This is a genomic window from Aureimonas sp. SK2 (genome assembly GCF_029813115.1).
Classification (GTDB): Bacteria; Pseudomonadota; Alphaproteobacteria; order Rhizobiales; family Rhizobiaceae; genus Aureimonas.
Map to the genome: position 1 here is coordinate 71,373 of NZ_JAPZDS010000016.1, position 16,763 is coordinate 88,135.

14 protein-coding genes are annotated in these 16,763 nt (G+C 67.5%); 6 read left to right on the plus strand and 8 right to left on the minus strand.

The features are described 5' to 3' along the window. Positions 1 to 5: 5 nt before the first annotated feature. Positions 6 to 1,505 (minus strand): leucyl aminopeptidase, encoded by a 1,500-nt coding sequence (locus O5O54_RS18225; RefSeq protein ID WP_279483266.1) that lies wholly within the window; start codon positions 1,503 to 1,505, stop codon positions 6 to 8. 248 nt (positions 1,506 to 1,753) lie between these two features. Between O5O54_RS18225 and O5O54_RS18230 the strand changes: the two genes are divergently transcribed. The 5 genes from O5O54_RS18230 (at position 1,754) to rsmA (ending at position 8,385) form a co-directional block, all read left to right on the plus strand. Next, positions 1,754 to 2,944, plus strand: coding sequence for an LptF/LptG family permease (locus tag O5O54_RS18230; RefSeq protein WP_279483267.1), 1,191 nt, complete (start codon positions 1,754 to 1,756; stop codon positions 2,942 to 2,944). Beyond that, entirely contained in the window at positions 2,941 to 4,020 is a 1,080-nt protein-coding gene (gene lptG, locus O5O54_RS18235; RefSeq protein WP_279483268.1) for an LPS export ABC transporter permease LptG, read from the plus strand. Before O5O54_RS18230 ends, lptG begins: the two co-directional genes overlap by 4 nt. Positions 4,021 to 4,102: 82 nt before the next feature. Continuing rightward, entirely contained in the window at positions 4,103 to 6,469 is a 2,367-nt protein-coding gene (locus tag O5O54_RS18240) for an LPS-assembly protein LptD (RefSeq protein WP_279483269.1), read from the plus strand. A gap of 101 nt (positions 6,470 to 6,570) precedes the next feature. Next, on the plus strand, positions 6,571 to 7,512 hold the full coding sequence (locus tag O5O54_RS18245) for a peptidylprolyl isomerase (protein WP_279483270.1): 942 nt from the start codon (positions 6,571 to 6,573) through the stop codon (positions 7,510 to 7,512). Positions 7,513 to 7,560: 48 nt separating this feature from the next. After that, positions 7,561 to 8,385 (plus strand): 16S rRNA (adenine(1518)-N(6)/adenine(1519)-N(6))-dimethyltransferase RsmA, encoded by an 825-nt coding sequence (gene rsmA, locus O5O54_RS18250; protein ID WP_279483271.1) that lies wholly within the window; start codon positions 7,561 to 7,563, stop codon positions 8,383 to 8,385. 12 nt (positions 8,386 to 8,397) lie between these two features. On the opposite strand, the gene gmk is transcribed toward rsmA, so the two are convergent. The 7 genes from gmk to fabD all read right to left on the minus strand — a co-directional run bounded on the left by gmk (position 8,398) and on the right by fabD (position 14,711). Next, the gene (gene gmk, locus O5O54_RS18255; protein WP_279483273.1) at positions 8,398 to 9,087 is read right to left on the minus strand and encodes a guanylate kinase; all 690 of its coding nucleotides are present in this window, start codon (positions 9,085 to 9,087) and stop codon (positions 8,398 to 8,400) included. After that, positions 9,084 to 9,974 carry a YicC/YloC family endoribonuclease gene (locus tag O5O54_RS18260; RefSeq protein ID WP_279483274.1) on the minus strand — a complete coding sequence of 297 codons (891 nt, stop codon included), beginning with the start codon at positions 9,972 to 9,974 and terminating at the stop codon, positions 9,084 to 9,086. The genes gmk and O5O54_RS18260 overlap by 4 nt, the downstream gene beginning before the upstream one ends. A gap of 35 nt (positions 9,975 to 10,009) precedes the next feature. Then, entirely contained in the window at positions 10,010 to 11,113 is a 1,104-nt protein-coding gene (gene mltG / locus O5O54_RS18265) for an endolytic transglycosylase MltG (protein ID WP_279483299.1), read from the minus strand. Positions 11,114 to 11,287: 174 nt separating this feature from the next. Then, positions 11,288 to 12,553, minus strand: coding sequence for a beta-ketoacyl-ACP synthase II (gene fabF / locus O5O54_RS18270; protein ID WP_279483275.1), 1,266 nt, complete (start codon positions 12,551 to 12,553; stop codon positions 11,288 to 11,290). Positions 12,554 to 12,595: 42 nt separating this feature from the next. Continuing rightward, the gene (locus O5O54_RS18275) at positions 12,596 to 12,832 is read right to left on the minus strand and encodes an acyl carrier protein (RefSeq protein WP_026358398.1); all 237 of its coding nucleotides are present in this window, start codon (positions 12,830 to 12,832) and stop codon (positions 12,596 to 12,598) included. Between the two features lie 175 nt (positions 12,833 to 13,007). Continuing rightward, on the minus strand, positions 13,008 to 13,745 hold the full coding sequence (fabG, locus tag O5O54_RS18280; RefSeq protein WP_279483277.1) for a 3-oxoacyl-[acyl-carrier-protein] reductase: 738 nt from the start codon (positions 13,743 to 13,745) through the stop codon (positions 13,008 to 13,010). A 24-nt stretch (positions 13,746 to 13,769) separates the two neighbouring features. Next, entirely contained in the window at positions 13,770 to 14,711 is a 942-nt protein-coding gene (gene fabD, locus O5O54_RS18285; protein ID WP_279483278.1) for an ACP S-malonyltransferase, read from the minus strand. Positions 14,712 to 14,953: 242 nt separating this feature from the next. Between fabD and O5O54_RS18290 the strand changes: the two genes are divergently transcribed. Further along, the gene (locus O5O54_RS18290) at positions 14,954 to 16,669 is read left to right on the plus strand and encodes a bifunctional diguanylate cyclase/phosphodiesterase (protein WP_279483279.1); all 1,716 of its coding nucleotides are present in this window, start codon (positions 14,954 to 14,956) and stop codon (positions 16,667 to 16,669) included. Positions 16,670 to 16,763: the final 94 nt, after the last annotated feature.

Below are 16,763 nucleotides of genomic sequence, written 5' to 3' on the forward strand. Positions count from 1 at the left end.
GGCGCTCAGCGCGCCTCGTAGTGCTCTTCGACCAGCTTGTTCAAGAGCCGCACGCCGAAGCCGGAGGCCCAGGACTGGTTGTACTCGTTGGCCGGCGAGCCCATGGCCGTGCCGGCGACGTCGAGGTGCGCCCAGGGCACGTCGTTGACGAAACGCTGGAGGAACTGCGCCGCCGTGGTGGCGCCCGCCGCACGGCCGTTGCCGACGTTCTTGATGTCGGCGAACTTGCCCTCGATGAGCTTGTCGTACTCCTTGCCGAGCGGCATCCGCCAGACCTTCTCGCCGGTCTCCAGACCCGCAGCGAGCAGACGGTTCGCCAGCTCGTCGTTGTTGGAGAACAGGCCGGCATGGTGGTTGCCGAGCGCCACGATGATCGCGCCCGTCAGGGTCGCGAGGTTGATCATGAACTTCGGCTTGAAGCGGTCCTGCGTGTACCAGAGCGCGTCCGCGAGGACCAGGCGTCCTTCGGCGTCGGTGTTGAGCACCTCGATCGTCGTGCCGGACATGGCGGTGACGATGTCGCCCGGACGCTGGGCGTTGCCGTCCACGGCGTTCTCCACGAGGCCGACGACGCCGATCGCGTTGACCTTCGCCTTGCGGCCGGCCAGCGCGCGCATCAGGCCGACCACGGCGGCCGAGCCGCCCATGTCGCCCTTCATCTCGTCCATGCCGGCGGCCGGCTTGATGGACACGCCGCCCGTGTCGAAGATCACGCCCTTGCCGACGAAGGCCACGGGCGCCTCGCCCTCCGCTCCGCCGTTCCAGCGCATGATGCACAGGCGCGGCGGCATGGGCGACCCTTGAGCCACGCCGAGCAGCGCGCGCATCTTCAGTTCGCCCATGCGCGTTTCGTCGAGGATCTCGATCTCCAGCCCATCGGTGGAAAGGGCTTCGATCCGGGCGGCATATTCGGTGGTGGTCAGGACGTTGGCCGGCTCGTTGACGAGGTCGCGCGCCAGGATCACGCCGCCGGCCACCGCCTCCGACTGCGCGAAGGCCGCGCGGGCCTCGTCCGGCTTGTCGGACGCGATGGTGAAGGAGCGCGCCGTCTCGGGTTCGGGCTCCTCGCCGGGCGCCGTCTTCTTCGACTTGTAGCGGTCGAACTTGTAGGAGCGGAGCAGGATGCCGAGACCGATGGTCGCAAGGTCCTGCGGCGATGCGGGGGTCGCCGCGCCGTCGCCCCAGACCGTCACGGCGCCCTCGCCCTTGGAATTGGCCGCGATCGCGCCGCCGAGCCGAAGCCATTCCTCTTCGCCGAACGGCTTGTCGCCCGCCGTGCCGATCACGACGATGCGCTCCAGCGGCGACCCGGCGGGCGCGAAGCTCTCGACAGTGGACAGTTCCTTGCCCTTGAACTTGGCGACCGCAATCGCCTTCTGCACCGTCTCGGACACGGGGTCCGACAGACCGGACGGCAGTGCCCCCTCGGTTCCGGCAAGGATGACCAGCGTGCCCGTCTCCGGCATCTGGAGGGGGGCGAAGGCGATGGTGGGCTGGACGGACATGCGGGCTCCGATAGGCTATCGATGGTCGGTGCGAACAGCGCCGGCCGATGGGTACTCGCTCGTCATTCTGGTCACCGGGTGTTGCATTGCAAGGGTCGTCGCCGGGCCCGGGACACGTTAACCATGTTTGTTCGCCCTTCTTTAGCCAAGCTGGCCCAGTCTACGGCGGCCAGATATGTCGAACCACGCGGTTCGGTTACCGCGCCGGACCACGGCGACTTGAACGGGACTGCTGAGACGACCAAGGCATGAAGCTGATCGAACGATACATTTTTCGCCGTGCCCTCGCCTTCACGGCAGGGTCGCTCACGGCGCTCGTTCTGATCGTCTGGATCGTGCAGGTGCTACAGCGGCTGGACATCGTGCGCACCACGGCAACGGCCGCCGGCGACATCTTCTGGATCGCCCTGATGCTGATGCCGGACCTCGCGGCCGGCGTTCTGCCCTTTGCGCTCCTGATCGGAGCCGTCCAGACGCTGAACTCCCTGAATGCCGATTCGGAGCGCGCGGTAATCGCGGCCTCCGGCGGATCGCGCAAGGTGATCGCCAAGCCGATCCTGATCCTCGCGGCCGTGGCGTCGGGCCTGATCCTCTTCAATTCCAACGTCGCCGGACCGGCGGCCTCCAGCGCCTTCCAGAACGGCATCCGCTCCATCAACGCCGACGCGATCAGCCTCTTCCTTCAGCCCGGCCGCTTCGAGCAGGTGCAGGACGGGCTCGTCATGAGCATCGACGAGGCACGCGGTCCGAACGTCCGGGGCCTTTTCCTGGCGGACACGCGCGACCCGACGCTGGACCTCACCTACTTCGCGCGGGAGGCCTCCATCGTGGAGCGCCAGGGGCAGTCCTATCTCGTGCTGGACGACGGGCAGCTCCATCGCAAGCGCAACAACGACGGCTCGGTGTCGATCATCGAGTTCCAGACCTATGCGTTCGACCTCGCCAATCTCCGGCCCGTCGAGACGCGGGACTGGGTGCGCATGTCGGAGCGCTCGACGCGCGAGCTCCTCAACCCCGATCCGAACGACCGCGTCTATCAGCTCCACCCCAACCGTTTCGTCGAGGAACTGGCGCAGCGCCGTACGGACTGGCTCTACCCCATCGCCTTTGCGCTCTGGGCGCTGATCGTGGCGGGTCATCCGCGCACCAATCGGCAAGGGCCAGGCCCGGCGATGGCGCTCGGCCTCGGCGGCGCGCTCCTACTCAAGGCCGGCGGATTCGTGTCCCTGTCGCTGGTCAGCGAGGATTCGCGCTACACGGCGCTCGCCTATGGCCTGCCGCTCGCGGCCATCGCCTTCGATCTTTGGCTCCTCTGGCGGGACGTCAACGTCGTCGAGACGCGGACGATGCGGGCGATCTCTGACGCGACCCTGCGCCTGTTCAGAGGGCTCCAGCGGCTGGTGCCGGGCACTTCACCAGAGAAGGCGACGCGCGCATGATGCGGCGGACGCTCAACCTCTATTTCTTTCGGCGCTTCCTAGTCAGCTTCCTGTCGACGCTGGTCGCTGTCTTCGCCCTCGTCTACCTCGTGGACATGATCGAGGTGAGCCGCCGTGGCCTGCCCGGCGACGTAGGCTTCGAGACCATCGCCACCATCTCGGCGCTGCGCGTGCCGGCCTTCATCGAGCAGGCCTTCCCGTTCATCGTGCTGTTCGCGGCCATCTTCACGCTGGTGTCGCTGAACCGGAAGATGGAACTGGTCGTCGCCCGCGCCGCCGGCGTCTCGGTCTGGCAGATCCTCGCGCCGTTCGCAGCGGGCGCCTTCCTGATCGGGGTCGTCTCGGTCGCCGTCTACAACCCCCTCGCCTCCTTCGCGCAGGCGAAATCGGCCCAGCTTCAGACCGCCAATGCGGGCTCCATCCAGACCTCGACCGACCGTGCGCCCTGGCTCCGCCAGGTCGGCAACGGGGTCGAATCGATCATCGGCGCCAAGGTGGTGGCGGATCGAGGCGCGACGCTCGGCGGCGTGACCGCCTTCGTGCTCGACAACGAGGGCGTGGTACGCGAGCGGATCGACGCGCCGGTCGCCTTCCTGCGGGACGGCGCGTGGCACATCGAGAACGCCAACGTCACACGAATCGGCTCGCCGCCGGTCAACGAAGGCGAGCGCGTCATCCCGACGACGCTCCTGCCGGAATATATCGAACAGAGGCTGGCCGATCCGGAAGCGATCTCCATCTGGGAGCTTGCGCCCAAGATCGAGATCGCACGCAGCCTTGGCTACAACGCGGACGCCTTCGCCATGCGCTTCAATGCGCTGATCGCACGGCCGGCGCTGTTCGTGGCGATGGTTCTGGTCGCCGCCACCGTGGCCGTGCGTTACACCCGCATCGGACAATCCGGCCGCATGATCGTCAGTGGCGTCGCGGCCGGCTTCGTGCTTTACGTCGTTACTTTCCTCGCGCAGGCGCTGGGGAGCAATTCCGTGGTTCCGCCCGTCATCGCGGCGTGGTTCCCGGTCGTGGCGGCAGGATTGTTCGGGACGACGATCCTGCTCCATCAGGAGGATGGTTAGAATGACAGCGAGGGGGAACCCGCGCCGCGCCGAGACCGGGGGTTGGTCGAAGGCGAAAGGCGTTCTCTTGGCAGGCGTAGCCATGGCTGCCCTCGCCTCGGCCTCGCCTGCCCTGGCGCAGGCTTCGCTCGGCGAACTCGGCGGCTCCGTCTCGGTGCCGGAAGGCACGCAGCTCTTCATGGAAGCCGACACCGTCACCTACGACAGCGACCGGCAGGTCGTGCGCGCCGCCGGCGGCGTGCAGATCGACTACGGGCCGTACAAGCTCGTGGCCCAGGACATCGTCTATGACCAAGCTAGCCGGAGGCTTGTGGCGTCGGGCGACGTCGAGCTGATCGAGCCGAGCGGCAACCGGATCTATGCCGACTCGATCGACGTGACGGACGACTTCGCAAACGGCTTCGTCCAGGCGCTTCGCATCGAGACGCCCGACAACACGCGCTTCGCCGCCGGCCAGGCCGTGCGTCAGGACGGTTCGGTCACCACGTTCGAGCGCGGCATCTACACCGCCTGCGAGGCCTGCGAAAAGAACCCGGATCGCCCGCCGCTCTGGCAGGTCAAGGCGCGGCGCATCGTCTGGGACCAGAACGCCAAGGTCATCCGCTACTACGGTGCGCGTTTCGAGCTGTTCGGAAAGCCGCTGGCCTATCTGCCCTACTTCGCCTCCCCCGACCCGACGGTGCAGCGCCAGAGCGGCCTGCTCGCGCCGTCGTTCAAGTCGTCGGACAAGACGGGCTTCGGCGTCCGCATCCCCTATTACTTCGCGATCGACGAATCGTCGGACGCGACGATCGCCGGCACCTACTTCACCAAGCAGGGGTTCCTGGCCGAGGCCGAATACCGCAAGGCGTTCGAGAACGGCTACATCACCCTCCAGACGGCCGGCATCTCCCAGACCGATCCCGACCGGTTCGGCGACTTCCGCTCCGACAACGTGACGAGCTTCGCCGATCCGGTGGACGAGGCCCGCGGCATGGTCGGCACAACCGGCCGCTTCGCCATCAACGAGCGCTGGACCTTCGGCTGGGACATCCTCGCCCAGAGCGACTCGAACTTCTCCAACATCTACGAGATCGAGAACTTCTCGGAGGTGTACCGCACCTCCGAGGTCTACCTCACCGGTCTCGGCGACCAGAGCTTCTTCGACCTGCGCGGCCAGAAGTTCGACGTGCAGACCGAGAACACGCTGACCGAGCGCGTCCAGCCCTACATCTGGCCGACGCTGGACTATCAGCGGATCGAGGAGGATCCGGTCCTCGGCGGCCAGCTCGAATACAACGTCAACGTCACCAACCTGACGCGCGACGCGACGAGCCCCGGTCTGCTTCTGATCTGCCAGAGCGCCTTCACGGTGTCCGGCATCTGCGACCAGAGCACCGGCTTCCCCTTCCGCACCGATTATTTCAGGCGCAACGCGCTGGAAGGCGATTATTCGCGCGCTTCGTTCGATGCCCGCTGGCGTCAGACCTACACGACCGACGCCGGTCTCCAGATCACACCCTCGCTCTCGGCTCGCGGCGACCTCTACCGCGCCGACATGAGCGCCATCGGCTATGCCGACGGCACGGCGCTGGGCCTCGGCGGCGTCGACGTGGACGAGGCGGGCGGCCGCGCGATGGCGACGGCCGGGCTCGAAGCCCGCTATCCCTATCTGATCGAGACCGCCAACACGCAGCACGTCATCACGCCGATCGCCCAGCTCCTGGTGCGTCCGGACGAGATGGAAGCCGGCCGCCTGCCCAACGAAGACGCGCAGAGCCTCGTCTTCAACGCGGCGAACCTCTTCGATCAGGACAAGTTCTCAGGCTACGACCGGATCGAGGGCGGCACGCGCGCCAATGTCGGCGTTCAGTACAGCGGCGTGTTCGGTGCCGGCTACACGCTGGACGCCCTGATCGGCCAGTCCTTCCATCTCGCGGGCCAGAACCCGTTCGCGCAGGTCGACTACGCTCTGGTGGGCTTCGAGTCCGGGCTCGAGACGGACCGATCCGACTACGTCTCGGCGGTCGCGCTCTCGACGCCCTACGGCATCAACTTCGGCGCGCAGGGGCGCTTCGACCAGGAGACGCTGGACGTCAACCGCGCCGACCTGATCGGCGGGGTCTCGATCGGGCGCCTCGATACGGCGATCACCTATTCGCTGATCGGCGCGCAGCCGATCTACAGCTTCCCCGACGACCGCCACCAGATCACGACATCGGCATCGCTGAAGGTCACCGACGAGATCCGCACCTTCGGGTCGCTCTCCTACGACATCGAGAACGACACGATGATCGACCGCTCCTTCGGCATCGGATATGCCGACGAGTGCTTCAGCCTCATCGCCGAGTATCGGAACACCAACGACCGGTACAATCTGGAGTCCTCGGAATCGAAGTTGATGTTCAAGCTTGCGCTGCGCACGCTTGCGGAGGCCGATTTCGGTTTCGGGGTTGGAAGCGGCGGCTGATTGCGGCTAGAACACCATGGTTTCGCCAAAGCTCGGCGCTAGGCAGCGTCGAGCACGATCTTGCAGGCGAGACGAGCGTGAACCGGGAGACTTGAGAGGCTATGATCGCACGTTCCTTCGCCACCCGGCTGGCGGTCTGTTCGCTGCTGGCCTCGCCCCTCGCGTTCGTCGGCGCCGCGTCGGTCGCGACGCCCGGCATGGCCGCGTCCGAGATCAAGGCCGTGGTCAACAAGCAGCCGATCACGTCCTACCAGATCCAGCAGCGCGCCGCCTTCCTGAAGCTGCGCCGGGCGCCGGGTGGCGTGCAGGCTGCCACGGACGAGCTTATCGAGGAAGCGATCAAGCGGCAGGAGATCGCCCGCCGTCGCATCAACATTCCCGATGCCGCTGTGGACGAAGCTTTCGCCCGTTTCGCCCGCGACAACAAGCTTACCGAAGCCCAGCTCACCCAGGTCCTGTCGCAGGCCGGCTTCTCGGCCAAGGGCTTCAAGGACTACATCCGCGTCCAGATGGGCTGGGGCCAGGCCGTGATGGCGAACGTGCGCCAGACCGAGCGTCTGTCCGAGCAGGACGTCGTGCAGCGCATGCTCCAGCAGGGCGGCGCCAAGCCGAGCACGACGGAATACACGCTGCAGCAGGTCATCTTCGTGGTGCCCAACGACAAGCGTGCCGCTCAGCTCGACCGCCGCATGTCGGAAGCCAACAGCCTGCGCCAGCGCTTCACGAGCTGCCAAGCGACCTACGAGACCGCGCGCGGCCTGCGCGACGTGACCGTGCGCGACCTCGGCCGCGTCGCGGAACCCGAGCTGCCGCCGCGCTGGAAGGACGATATCAAGACCACGACACGTGGCCGCGCGACCAAGCCGCAGGCCACCGAGCGCGGCGTGGAGCTGATCGGCGTCTGCGATACGCGCACGGTCTCCGACGACCAGGTCGCCGCCATGGTGTTCCAGGAAAAGGACATGGCCGCGATGGGCAAGCAGGAGCCGGACAAGGCCTTCCTGAACAAGCTCAAGGAAAAGGCGACCATCGTCCGTCGCTGACGTGCTCGGCATTCCCGCTATGACCGGTCCGGGATCGGGCGCGTTTCGATGACCGCGTTCGACGGTCTGCCGCCGCTGCGGCAGGTGCTGGAAGCCCATGGCCTCGATCCGCGCAAGGCGCTGGGCCAGAACTTCCTTCTCGACCTCAACCTGACCGGGCGCATCGCCCGGCAGGCGATGCCGCTCGACGGCGCGACGGTCGTCGAGGTCGGGCCTGGCCCCGGCGGTCTGACACGCGCCCTCCTTGCGCACGGGGCCGGCAAGGTCGTCGCCATCGAGAAGGACGCGCGCTGCCTGCCGGCGCTGGAGGCGATCGCCGCGCATTACCCCGGTCGCCTCGAGGTCATCGAGGGCGATGCGCTCGCGGTCGATCCCGCCTCGGTCTGCGACGGGCCGTTCAAGATCGTCGCGAACCTTCCTTACAATGTCGGCACGCAGCTTCTCCTGAACTGGATCACCGGTCCGGACTGGCCGCCGCGCTGGACCGACCTGACGCTGATGTTCCAGAAGGAAGTGGCCGAGCGCATCGTCGCCGGGCCGGACGACGACCATTACGGTCGTCTCGGCGTCCTCTGCGGCTGGCGCACAGACGCCCAGATCCTGTTCGACGTCTCGCGCGAGGCCTTCACGCCGCCACCCAAGGTGACGTCCGCGATCGTCCAGCTCGTACCCAAGGCGGCGCCGCTTCCGGCACGCCTCGCCGATGTCGAGCGCGTCACGGCCGCGGCCTTCGGACAGCGGCGGAAGATGCTGCGGCAAAGTCTCAAGCCCGTCGGCGGCGAGGCGCTGCTTCAGCGCGTCGGCATCGATCCGACGCGCCGGGCCGAGACGCTATCGGTCGCGGAGTTCGTCGCCCTCGCCAACGCCTTGTGAATTCGAAGCGCTTCAGCTCCCGGCGAGTTTGTCGATATCGGCGGAGGCTTCCTCGAGGAGAACCGAGGTGAAGTCGAACAGGCCGGGCCGGCGGTCCCGGCGCAGGCGCTCGGCGTTGACGATCGACAGGACGGCCGAGAAGGCGCGGTCGAGGTCGTCGTTGATGACGACATATTCGTAGTCCCGCCAGCGCTCGATCTCGACCTTAGCGTTGCGCAGGCGCATCGCGATGGTCTCTCTCGAGTCTTCGGCCCGGCGGAGGAGGCGCGACTTCAGCTCGCGCATCGACGGCGGCAGGATGAAGATCGAGACGATGTCGGACTTGGCCTTTTCCTGAAGCTGAAGCGCTCCCTGCCAGTCGATGTCGAAGAGCATGTCCCGCCCCTCGCGCATTGCCTTCTTGGCGGCTTCGCGCGGGGTGCCGTAGAGATTCCCGTGAACCTCGGCCCATTCGAGTAGCGCATCGCCGTCCCGCAGGCGGAAGAACTCGTCGCGCGAAATGAAATGGTAGTGCACCCCGTCGATCTCGCTCGGGCGGCGCGTTCGGGTCGTCACGCTGACCGACAGCGAGAATCGCGGGTCCCGTTCCAGCAGGCTGCGGGCGATGGTCGACTTGCCGGCGCCGGAGGGCGACGAGATCACCAGCATCAGCCCGCGCCGCGCGATCGGGATGGGAGATTCGATGTCGGTGAGCGATTTCATTCGAGATTCTGAACCTGTTCGCGAAGCTGGTCGACCACGACCTTCAGCTCAAGGCCGATGGCGGTCAACGAGGTCGAATTGGACTTGGAGCACAGCGTATTCGATTCGCGGTTAAATTCCTGCGCCAGGAAATCCAGCCGCCGCCCGATCGGCCCGCCCTGCGCCAGCAGGTCGCGCCCGGCCTGGACGTGCGCCCGCAAACGATCGAGTTCCTCGCGCACGTCGGCACGCGTCGCGATCAGCGCGGCCTCGGCATGGAGCCGCGCCGGATCGAGCGCCGCACCGGCGCCGGCCAGATCTGCCACCTGGCGCGCCAGCCGCTCGCGGATCGCCTCGACGCGCCGGCTCGGATCGGCTTCCGCCGCATCCGTCAGCCGCTCGATCTCGTCGATCCGCCCCGTTAGGATCGAGGCGAGCTGCTCCCCTTCCGCGGCGCGGGCTTCGGCCATGCAATCGACGGCCCGTTCCAGACCGGCCAAAACGTCGCGCTGGCGGATGGCGGTCTCGTCCGGCGTCGGCACGCGCTCGGCTACATCGATCACGCCGCGCAGAGCCAGCAGCCCGTCGGCCGATGGGATCGTCGCGTGCCCGTCGCGTACCAGCTCACCCGACAGGCGCAGGACGGCATCGAGCATCTCGCGGTGGATGACGAAGGGCGGCGCTGCCTCTTCCACGCGGCGGAGGCTCAGGGATGCCTGGACATTGCCGCGGGACAGGCGGGCGCCGATCAACCGCCGCACGTCGCCCTCGATCCCCTCGAGGCCGGGCGGAAGCCGGAGACGGACCTCCAGCGTCTTGCCATTGACGGAGCGCAGCTCCCAGACGAAGGACGCGTCGCGCGTTTCCCCCTCGAACCGGGCGAAGCCCGTCATGCTGTTCACGGGCATCGTCACCTCTGTGATGCGGACGCGGTGGTCCGATTCTACTGCGCGGCCGCCGGTTGGGCCTGCTCACGCGCGGCGGCCGCGTCGCGCTCGATCTGACGGTACCGGCGCACGTTGGCGTTGTGCTCGTTGAGCGTGCGGGCGAAGGCGTGGCCGCCCGTGCCGTCGGCCACGAAGTAGAGATCCTCGGTGTCGAGCGGATGGGCCACCGCCTCCAACGAGGCGCGACCGGGATTGGCGATCGGGCCGGGCGGCAGGCCGCGGATCACATAGGTGTTGTAGGGCGTCGCGCCGGCGATGTGGGACTGGCGGATCGGCTCGTCCGACGGCTTCCCCGCCCCGCCCCAGACGCCGTAGATGATGGTCGGGTCCGACTGGAGCCGCATGCCGTCGCGCAGGCGGTTGATGAAGACGGAGGCGACGTGCGGCCGCTCGCTCGCGATGCCCGTCTCCTTCTCGACGATCGAGGCGAGCGTGACGAACTCGCCGATGTCCCTGATTGGCAAGCCGTCCTGCCGACCGTCCCAGATCGTCTGGACGAGTTCGGTCTGCGCCGCCGCCATGCGCTCCACCATCGCCGCGCGGGTCATGCCGCGGGTGAAGGTGTAGGTCTCCGGCAGCAATGTGCCTTCCGCCACCATGGGCGGCAGATCGCCGATCAGCACGGGATCGGCTTCGAGCCGCGCGTAGATCTGGTGGACCGTCCACCCCTCGGGGATCGTCACCGCGTGTTGGATCGACTTGCCGCTTCGCAGCGTCTCCATCACGCTGCGCATGCTGGCCCCCGGGGCGAAGGCGTATTCACCCGCGCGCAGGCCGGTGTCGGTGCCGCCGCCCATCTGCTCGACGCGCGAATTGAGCCGCCAGCCGTATTCGAAGACCTCGGCATTGCTGACGATGCCGGCCTGCTCCAGTCCGCTGGCGGTGTCCGCCAGGTTGCCGCCGCGCGGCACGAGGTAGGTGGCTTCGGCCTCGAGCGGGCCGGGCGCATCGAACGTCCTCTTGCCCCAATAGAAGATGGCGCCGGCAGCGATCGCTGCGACGAGGGCCAGGCTGAAGGCGAAGTTCAGGAGGATCACGAAACCGTTGCGCGCGTGGCGCGACCGGCGCTTGGGCTTGCCCTTGCGCTCGGCGATCTCGATTCCCGGCTCGAACTGCTCGTCGGGACCATGGGTCACGGCGGACCTCCCTCTGCACTGTGGGGGAAAGCGTCGGCCGTCCGAGCTTCCTTCGCCGATCCGCCGCAGGGCATTGCCGCGCCTTTAGGGGAATCGTCCGCCGGTAGCAGCATTCGAATGTGGCGAAAGCCCGAAGGCTCAAGCCTCGAAGCGGCGCAGGACCAGCGAGGCGTTCGTGCCGCCGAAGCCGAACGAGTTCGACAGCGCGATATCGATCTTCTTCTCGCGCTTCTTGAGCGGCACGAGATCGATCTTCGTCTCGACCGAAGGATCGACGAGGTTCAACGTCGGCGGGGCCACGTTGTCGCGGATGGCGAGCGTGGCGAAGATCGCCTCTACGGCGCCGGCGGCGCCCAAGAGGTGGCCGATCGCCGACTTGGTCGAGGACATGGCGATCTCGGAGGCCGCGTCGCCCACCAGCCGCTCGATGGCGCGCAGTTCGATCTCGTCGCCGAGCGGCGTCGAGGTGCCATGGGCGTTGATATAGTCGATCTGATCGGGCGTGATGCCGGCGCGCTTCAGCGCGGCCTTCATGCAGCGATAGGCGCCATCGCCATCTTCGGCGGGTGCCGTGATGTGGTGCGCGTCGCCCGACAGGCCGTAACCGATCACCTCCGCATAGATGCGCGCGCCGCGGGCGCGGGCGTGCTCTAGCTCTTCCAGGACGACGATGCCGGCGCCCTCCCCCATGACGAAGCCGTCGCGGCCCTTGTCGTAGGGGCGCGAGGCGGATTTCGGGTCGTCGTTGTAGCTCGTGGACAGCGCGCGGCAGGCGGAGAAGCCCGCGAGCGACAGGCGCCCGACGGGCGATTCCGCACCGCCGGCCACCATCACGTCGGCGTCGCCAAGCATGACGAGGCGCGCCGCATCGCCGATCGCATGCGCGCCGGTCGAACAGGCCGTGACCACCGAATGGTTCGGGCCTTTCAGCCCGTTGCGGATGGACACGTGCCCGGACGCCAGGTTGATCAGGCTTCCAGGAATGAAGAAGGGGCTGATCCGCCGCGGACCCTTTTCGGCGAGGATCAGCGAGTGGCGCTCGATGCCCTCCAGCCCGCCGATGCCCGAGCCGATCAGGACGCCGGTGGCGCACTGATCCTCGTAGCTTTCGGGGTGCCAGTCGGCATCGTCGAGCGCCTCGGATGCAGCGGCCACGGCATAGACGATGAAATCGTCGACCTTGCGCTGCTCCTTGGGCTCCATCCAGAGATCGGCGTTGAACGTGCCGTCCGAGCCGTCACCACGCGGGATCTGGCATGCGATCTGGCATGGGAGGTCGGAGACCTCGAAACTTTCGATCCGGGCGGCCGCGCTGCGGCCTTCCAGAAGGCGCTTCCATGTCACATCGACGCCGGCCCCCAGGGGGCTGACCATGCCGACGCCGGTGATGACGACTCGTCTCATTCCGAACTCTTGGGTACCGAGACGGGCGAACCCGCCTTGTCGTTAGGCCTGGTTCTTCTCAATGAACTTCACGGCGTCGCCGACCGTGAGGATGGTCTCGGCCGCGTCGTCCGGAATCTCGACGCCGAACTCTTCCTCGAACGCCATGACGAGCTCGACCGTGTCGAGGCTGTCGGCACCGAGGTCGTCGATGAACGAGGCGTTCTCGGTGACCTTCTCCTGCTCGACGCCCAGGTGCTCGACGACGATCTTCTTCACCCGTTCAGCGGTATCGCTCATGGTCATTCCTCTGTTGAGATGGCTTTCGCCGTTTCGTTAGACGCCGGGGTCCCGTTAATCAAGCGTAACCCCGTCGGCGTTGGTCCCGCCCCGCCATCTTCGAGATGTGGGCGGATTCGGGAACTTGGCGAGGCCTGCGGCTTAGCATGGCCGCAGCGCCTCGGCCAAGGGAAGTTCAGATCATCGCCATGCCGCCGTTGACGTGCAGCGTCTGGCCGGTGACGTAGGCCGCTTCCTCCGACGCCAGGTAGAGCGCGGCGGCGGCGATCTCGGACGGCTGGCCCATCCGCTTCATGGGGATCGCGCCCATGATGGCGTCGGTCTGCTTCTCGTTGAGCTTGCCGGTCATGGCGCTCTCGATGAAGCCGGGGGCGATGCAGTTCACCGTAACGTTGCGCGAGGCGATCTCCTGCGCGAGCGACTTGGAGAAGCCGATCATGCCGGCCTTGGCGGCGCAGTAGTTGGCCTGGCCGGGATTGCCGGTGACGCCGACGATGGACGTGATGTTGACGATGCGGCCGTAGCGCCGGCGCATCATCTGGTGCGTCAGGGCGCGGGTCAGGCGGAAGGCGGCCGTGAGATCCACCTCGATCACCCGGTCCCAGTCCTCGTCCGACATGCGCACGAACAGGCCGTCCTTGGTGATGCCCGCGTTGTTGACGAGGATGTCGACCCCGCCGAGTTCCTTGTCCGCCGTCTCGGCGAGACCCGCCTGCCCGTCGCGGCTGCCGAGATCGGCGGGGAAGACATGCGCCCGCTCGCCGAGGGAGCCGGCGAGCTCGTCCAGCTTCTCGCGACGCGTGCCGTGGAGGCCGACGGTGGCGCCCGCCTGATGGAGCGTGCGCGCGATGGCTTCGCCGATGCCGCCGCTGGCGCCGGTGACGAGGGCCTTGCGGCCGGTGAGGTCGAACATGTGCCGCTTCCTTTCGTTATCGTGTCAGCCGAGGCGCGCCAGCGCCGGCTCGATGTCGGCCGGCTTGCCGACGCTGAGCGCGGACAGGCGGGCGTCGATCCGCTTGGCGAGCCCCGCGAGAACCTTGCCGCTGCCGACCTCGAACAGGAGATCGACGCCCCCGTCGGCGAGATAGGTCATGCTTTCGCGCCAGCGCACCTGACCCGTCACCTGCTCCACCAGCCGGGCGCGGATTTCCTCGGGGTCGGATATGGCCGATGCGAGGACATTGGCGACGAGCGGAACGCACGGCGCGAGGATCGTCGCCTCGGCCAGCGCCTCCTGCATCCGGTCCGCGGCCGGCTGCATGAGCATGGAATGGAACGGTGCGGAGACCGACAGCGGGATGGCGCGCTTGGCGCCGGCCGCCTGCGCCGCCTCCATCGCCCGCTCGACCGCCGCCTTGGTGCCGGAGATGACGATCTGCCCGCCGCCGTTGTCGTTAGCGATCTGGCAGACGCCGCCCTGGCCCGCTTCGGCGCAGACTGCCTGAAGCGCGTTGTGGTCGAGCCCCAGGATGGCCGCCATGGCACCTTCGCCGGGCGCGACGGCCTGTTGCATGGCATCGCCGCGGATCCGGAGGAGCCGGGCTGCATCGGCGATCGACAGCGAGCCGGCCGCGGCCAGCGCGGAGTACTCGCCGAGCGAGTGGCCGGCCACGAATTGGGCCGAGGCGCCGAGATCGAAGCCCTTGGCCTCCATCGCGCGCAACGTAGCCAGCGACACAGCCATGAGCGCCGGCTGGGCGTTGGCCGTCAGCGTCAGCTCGTCTTCGGGGCCGTTCCAGATCAGTTCGCTGAGCTTCTGACCGAGCGCGTCGTCGACCTGCTGGAAGACACAGCGGCTCTCGGGAAACGCCTCGGCGAGATCGCGCCCCATGCCCACGGCCTGGCTACCCTGTCCGGGAAAAATCACGGCAAGCGACATTGCGGCCTCCCTGTCCTATCGTTGGGCAGGGTGATGGGCAGGCGGGCACGGCCTGTCAAGGTTGCGCAGGTCCGTCACGGCTTTCCACAATCCGTAAGTCAGCCAATCGAACGGGCGGTCCCGCGTTAAGGAGGCGGAAACCCTGCACGCTTTACGTTACGGCAATCCTGGGAAACAAACCCGCGCCTTACGGTTTCACCGATGCTCCGCAGGAGCGAAGCACGGCGGGTTGCAGGACAGGCATGCAGCGGGAGAATCATGTGACGCATCGCACGGCTCATGCCGGGCCGGCCTGTCGTGGTCTCACGTCGGAAGCCGGTCATGACGAATTCGCGCTCCTGGATACGGTGCCGGTCGGGATCGTCGTGTTGAAGGCCGACGCGAGCGTCCTTTACGCCAACAAAGCCGCCCATCTCCTTTTTCAGACGGACGGCGAGACGCTCTCGCTTGCCGACGTTCTCTGCCCCACCGACGCCAGGGAGATCCAGGACCACCTTCGCAGCGGCAACCAGTTCGAGGCGCTCGTCGCCGGCCAGCATCATCACCGGCACGTCACGGTCAGCGTCGCCGAAGCGTCGACGGAGCACGGCCGGGACTACGTTCTCAGCGTCACCGACATCACTCCCCTGAAGCGCGCGACCGAGCGCGCGGAGTTCCTGGCCCACCACGATCCGCTGACGAGGCTGGGAAACCGGGCGCTTCTTCAGTCCGTCTGGGATGTTCTCGAGGAAAGGCTGGCGTCGGGGCGGGTCGAGATCCACGCGATGGCGCTCGACCTCGATCACTTCAAGGAGGTCAACGACGCCCACGGCCATGCCGTCGGCGACATCGTGCTGCGACAGGCGGCCACCCGCCTGCGCGAGGTCGTGGGCGAGGCGGGGCACGTCTTCCGCTTCGGCGGCGACGAGTTCTTCGTGCTGATCGACGACGTTCCGCGCTCGCTGGCCGTCGAGCTCGGGCAGATGATCGTGGCGGATCTCAGCCGGCCGATGACCGTCCTCGGGCACGAGATCACCATCGGCTGCTCGATCGGGATCGCGTCGGCCCCGCTCGACGGGGTTCTCCGCGATCCGCTGCACCGCGCGGCCGATCTCGCGCTCTACGACGTGAAGCGCAACGGCCGCGGCAACGTCGCCTGCTTCGACCCGATGCAGGAACAGGAACTCCTGAACCGCCGGCTGCTGCAGGCGGACCTAGTTCTCGCCCTCGCCAACGACGCGCTCGACATCGCGTTCCGGCCGCAGGTCGATACGCTGACCTGCGAGACGAAGGCCTACGAGGTCGCGGTGGCCTGGACCAACCGGCGCACCGGCGGGCAATTGGACGGCGCCGACCTCGCGTTTCTCGCCGAGGACACCGGGCTGCGGCACATTCTCGACCTTTGGACGGTTCGAGTGGCCATCGAGCGCTTTGCCGACATCGCTGCCGAAGCGGCCCGACCGCCGCTTCTCTGCGTCGAGCTGGGGGCCTCGACGCTCTTGCGCCACGACATCGCGGACATCCTCGTCGATGCCCTGGGGCAGCGGGGGCTGGCTCCCGAAAGGCTGGAGGTCCAGATCGCCGAGACCGCCATGGCGGATGGCGGAGGCGACCTCGAGCGGGCCGTCGAGCGGCTGCAGGGATTCGGCATCCATCTCGTCGTGGGCGGCTTCTGCGTCCGCCGGCAGACGCTGCGCTACCTCCGTTCGCTCGGCGTGAAGCGGGTGAAGGTGGACCGGCGGACCGCGCAGGACCTGATCGGCGACGACGAAGAGGACGCGAACGCCCTTGTCGAGGCCCTTGCGGTCCTGTGCAGACGCCTCGAAATAGAGCTGTCGGTCGACGGGATCGAGACCGCGCGGCAATGGGATTCTCTGCGGAAGCTGGGCTCCATTCGCGCTCAAGGCCCATTCCTCGAACCGCCCGGCATGCCGGCCGGGGCGGCCGGGAAGGCGGCCGCCGAACAGGCGACGGCCTGAGCGTTCCGGCAGAGCCTTGCCAATCCGCGGGCATTCGGTTATGGCCTGCCCCGTCATTGCCCGGGCGTCAGCCGGGGGCTGAACGGAAGACGGC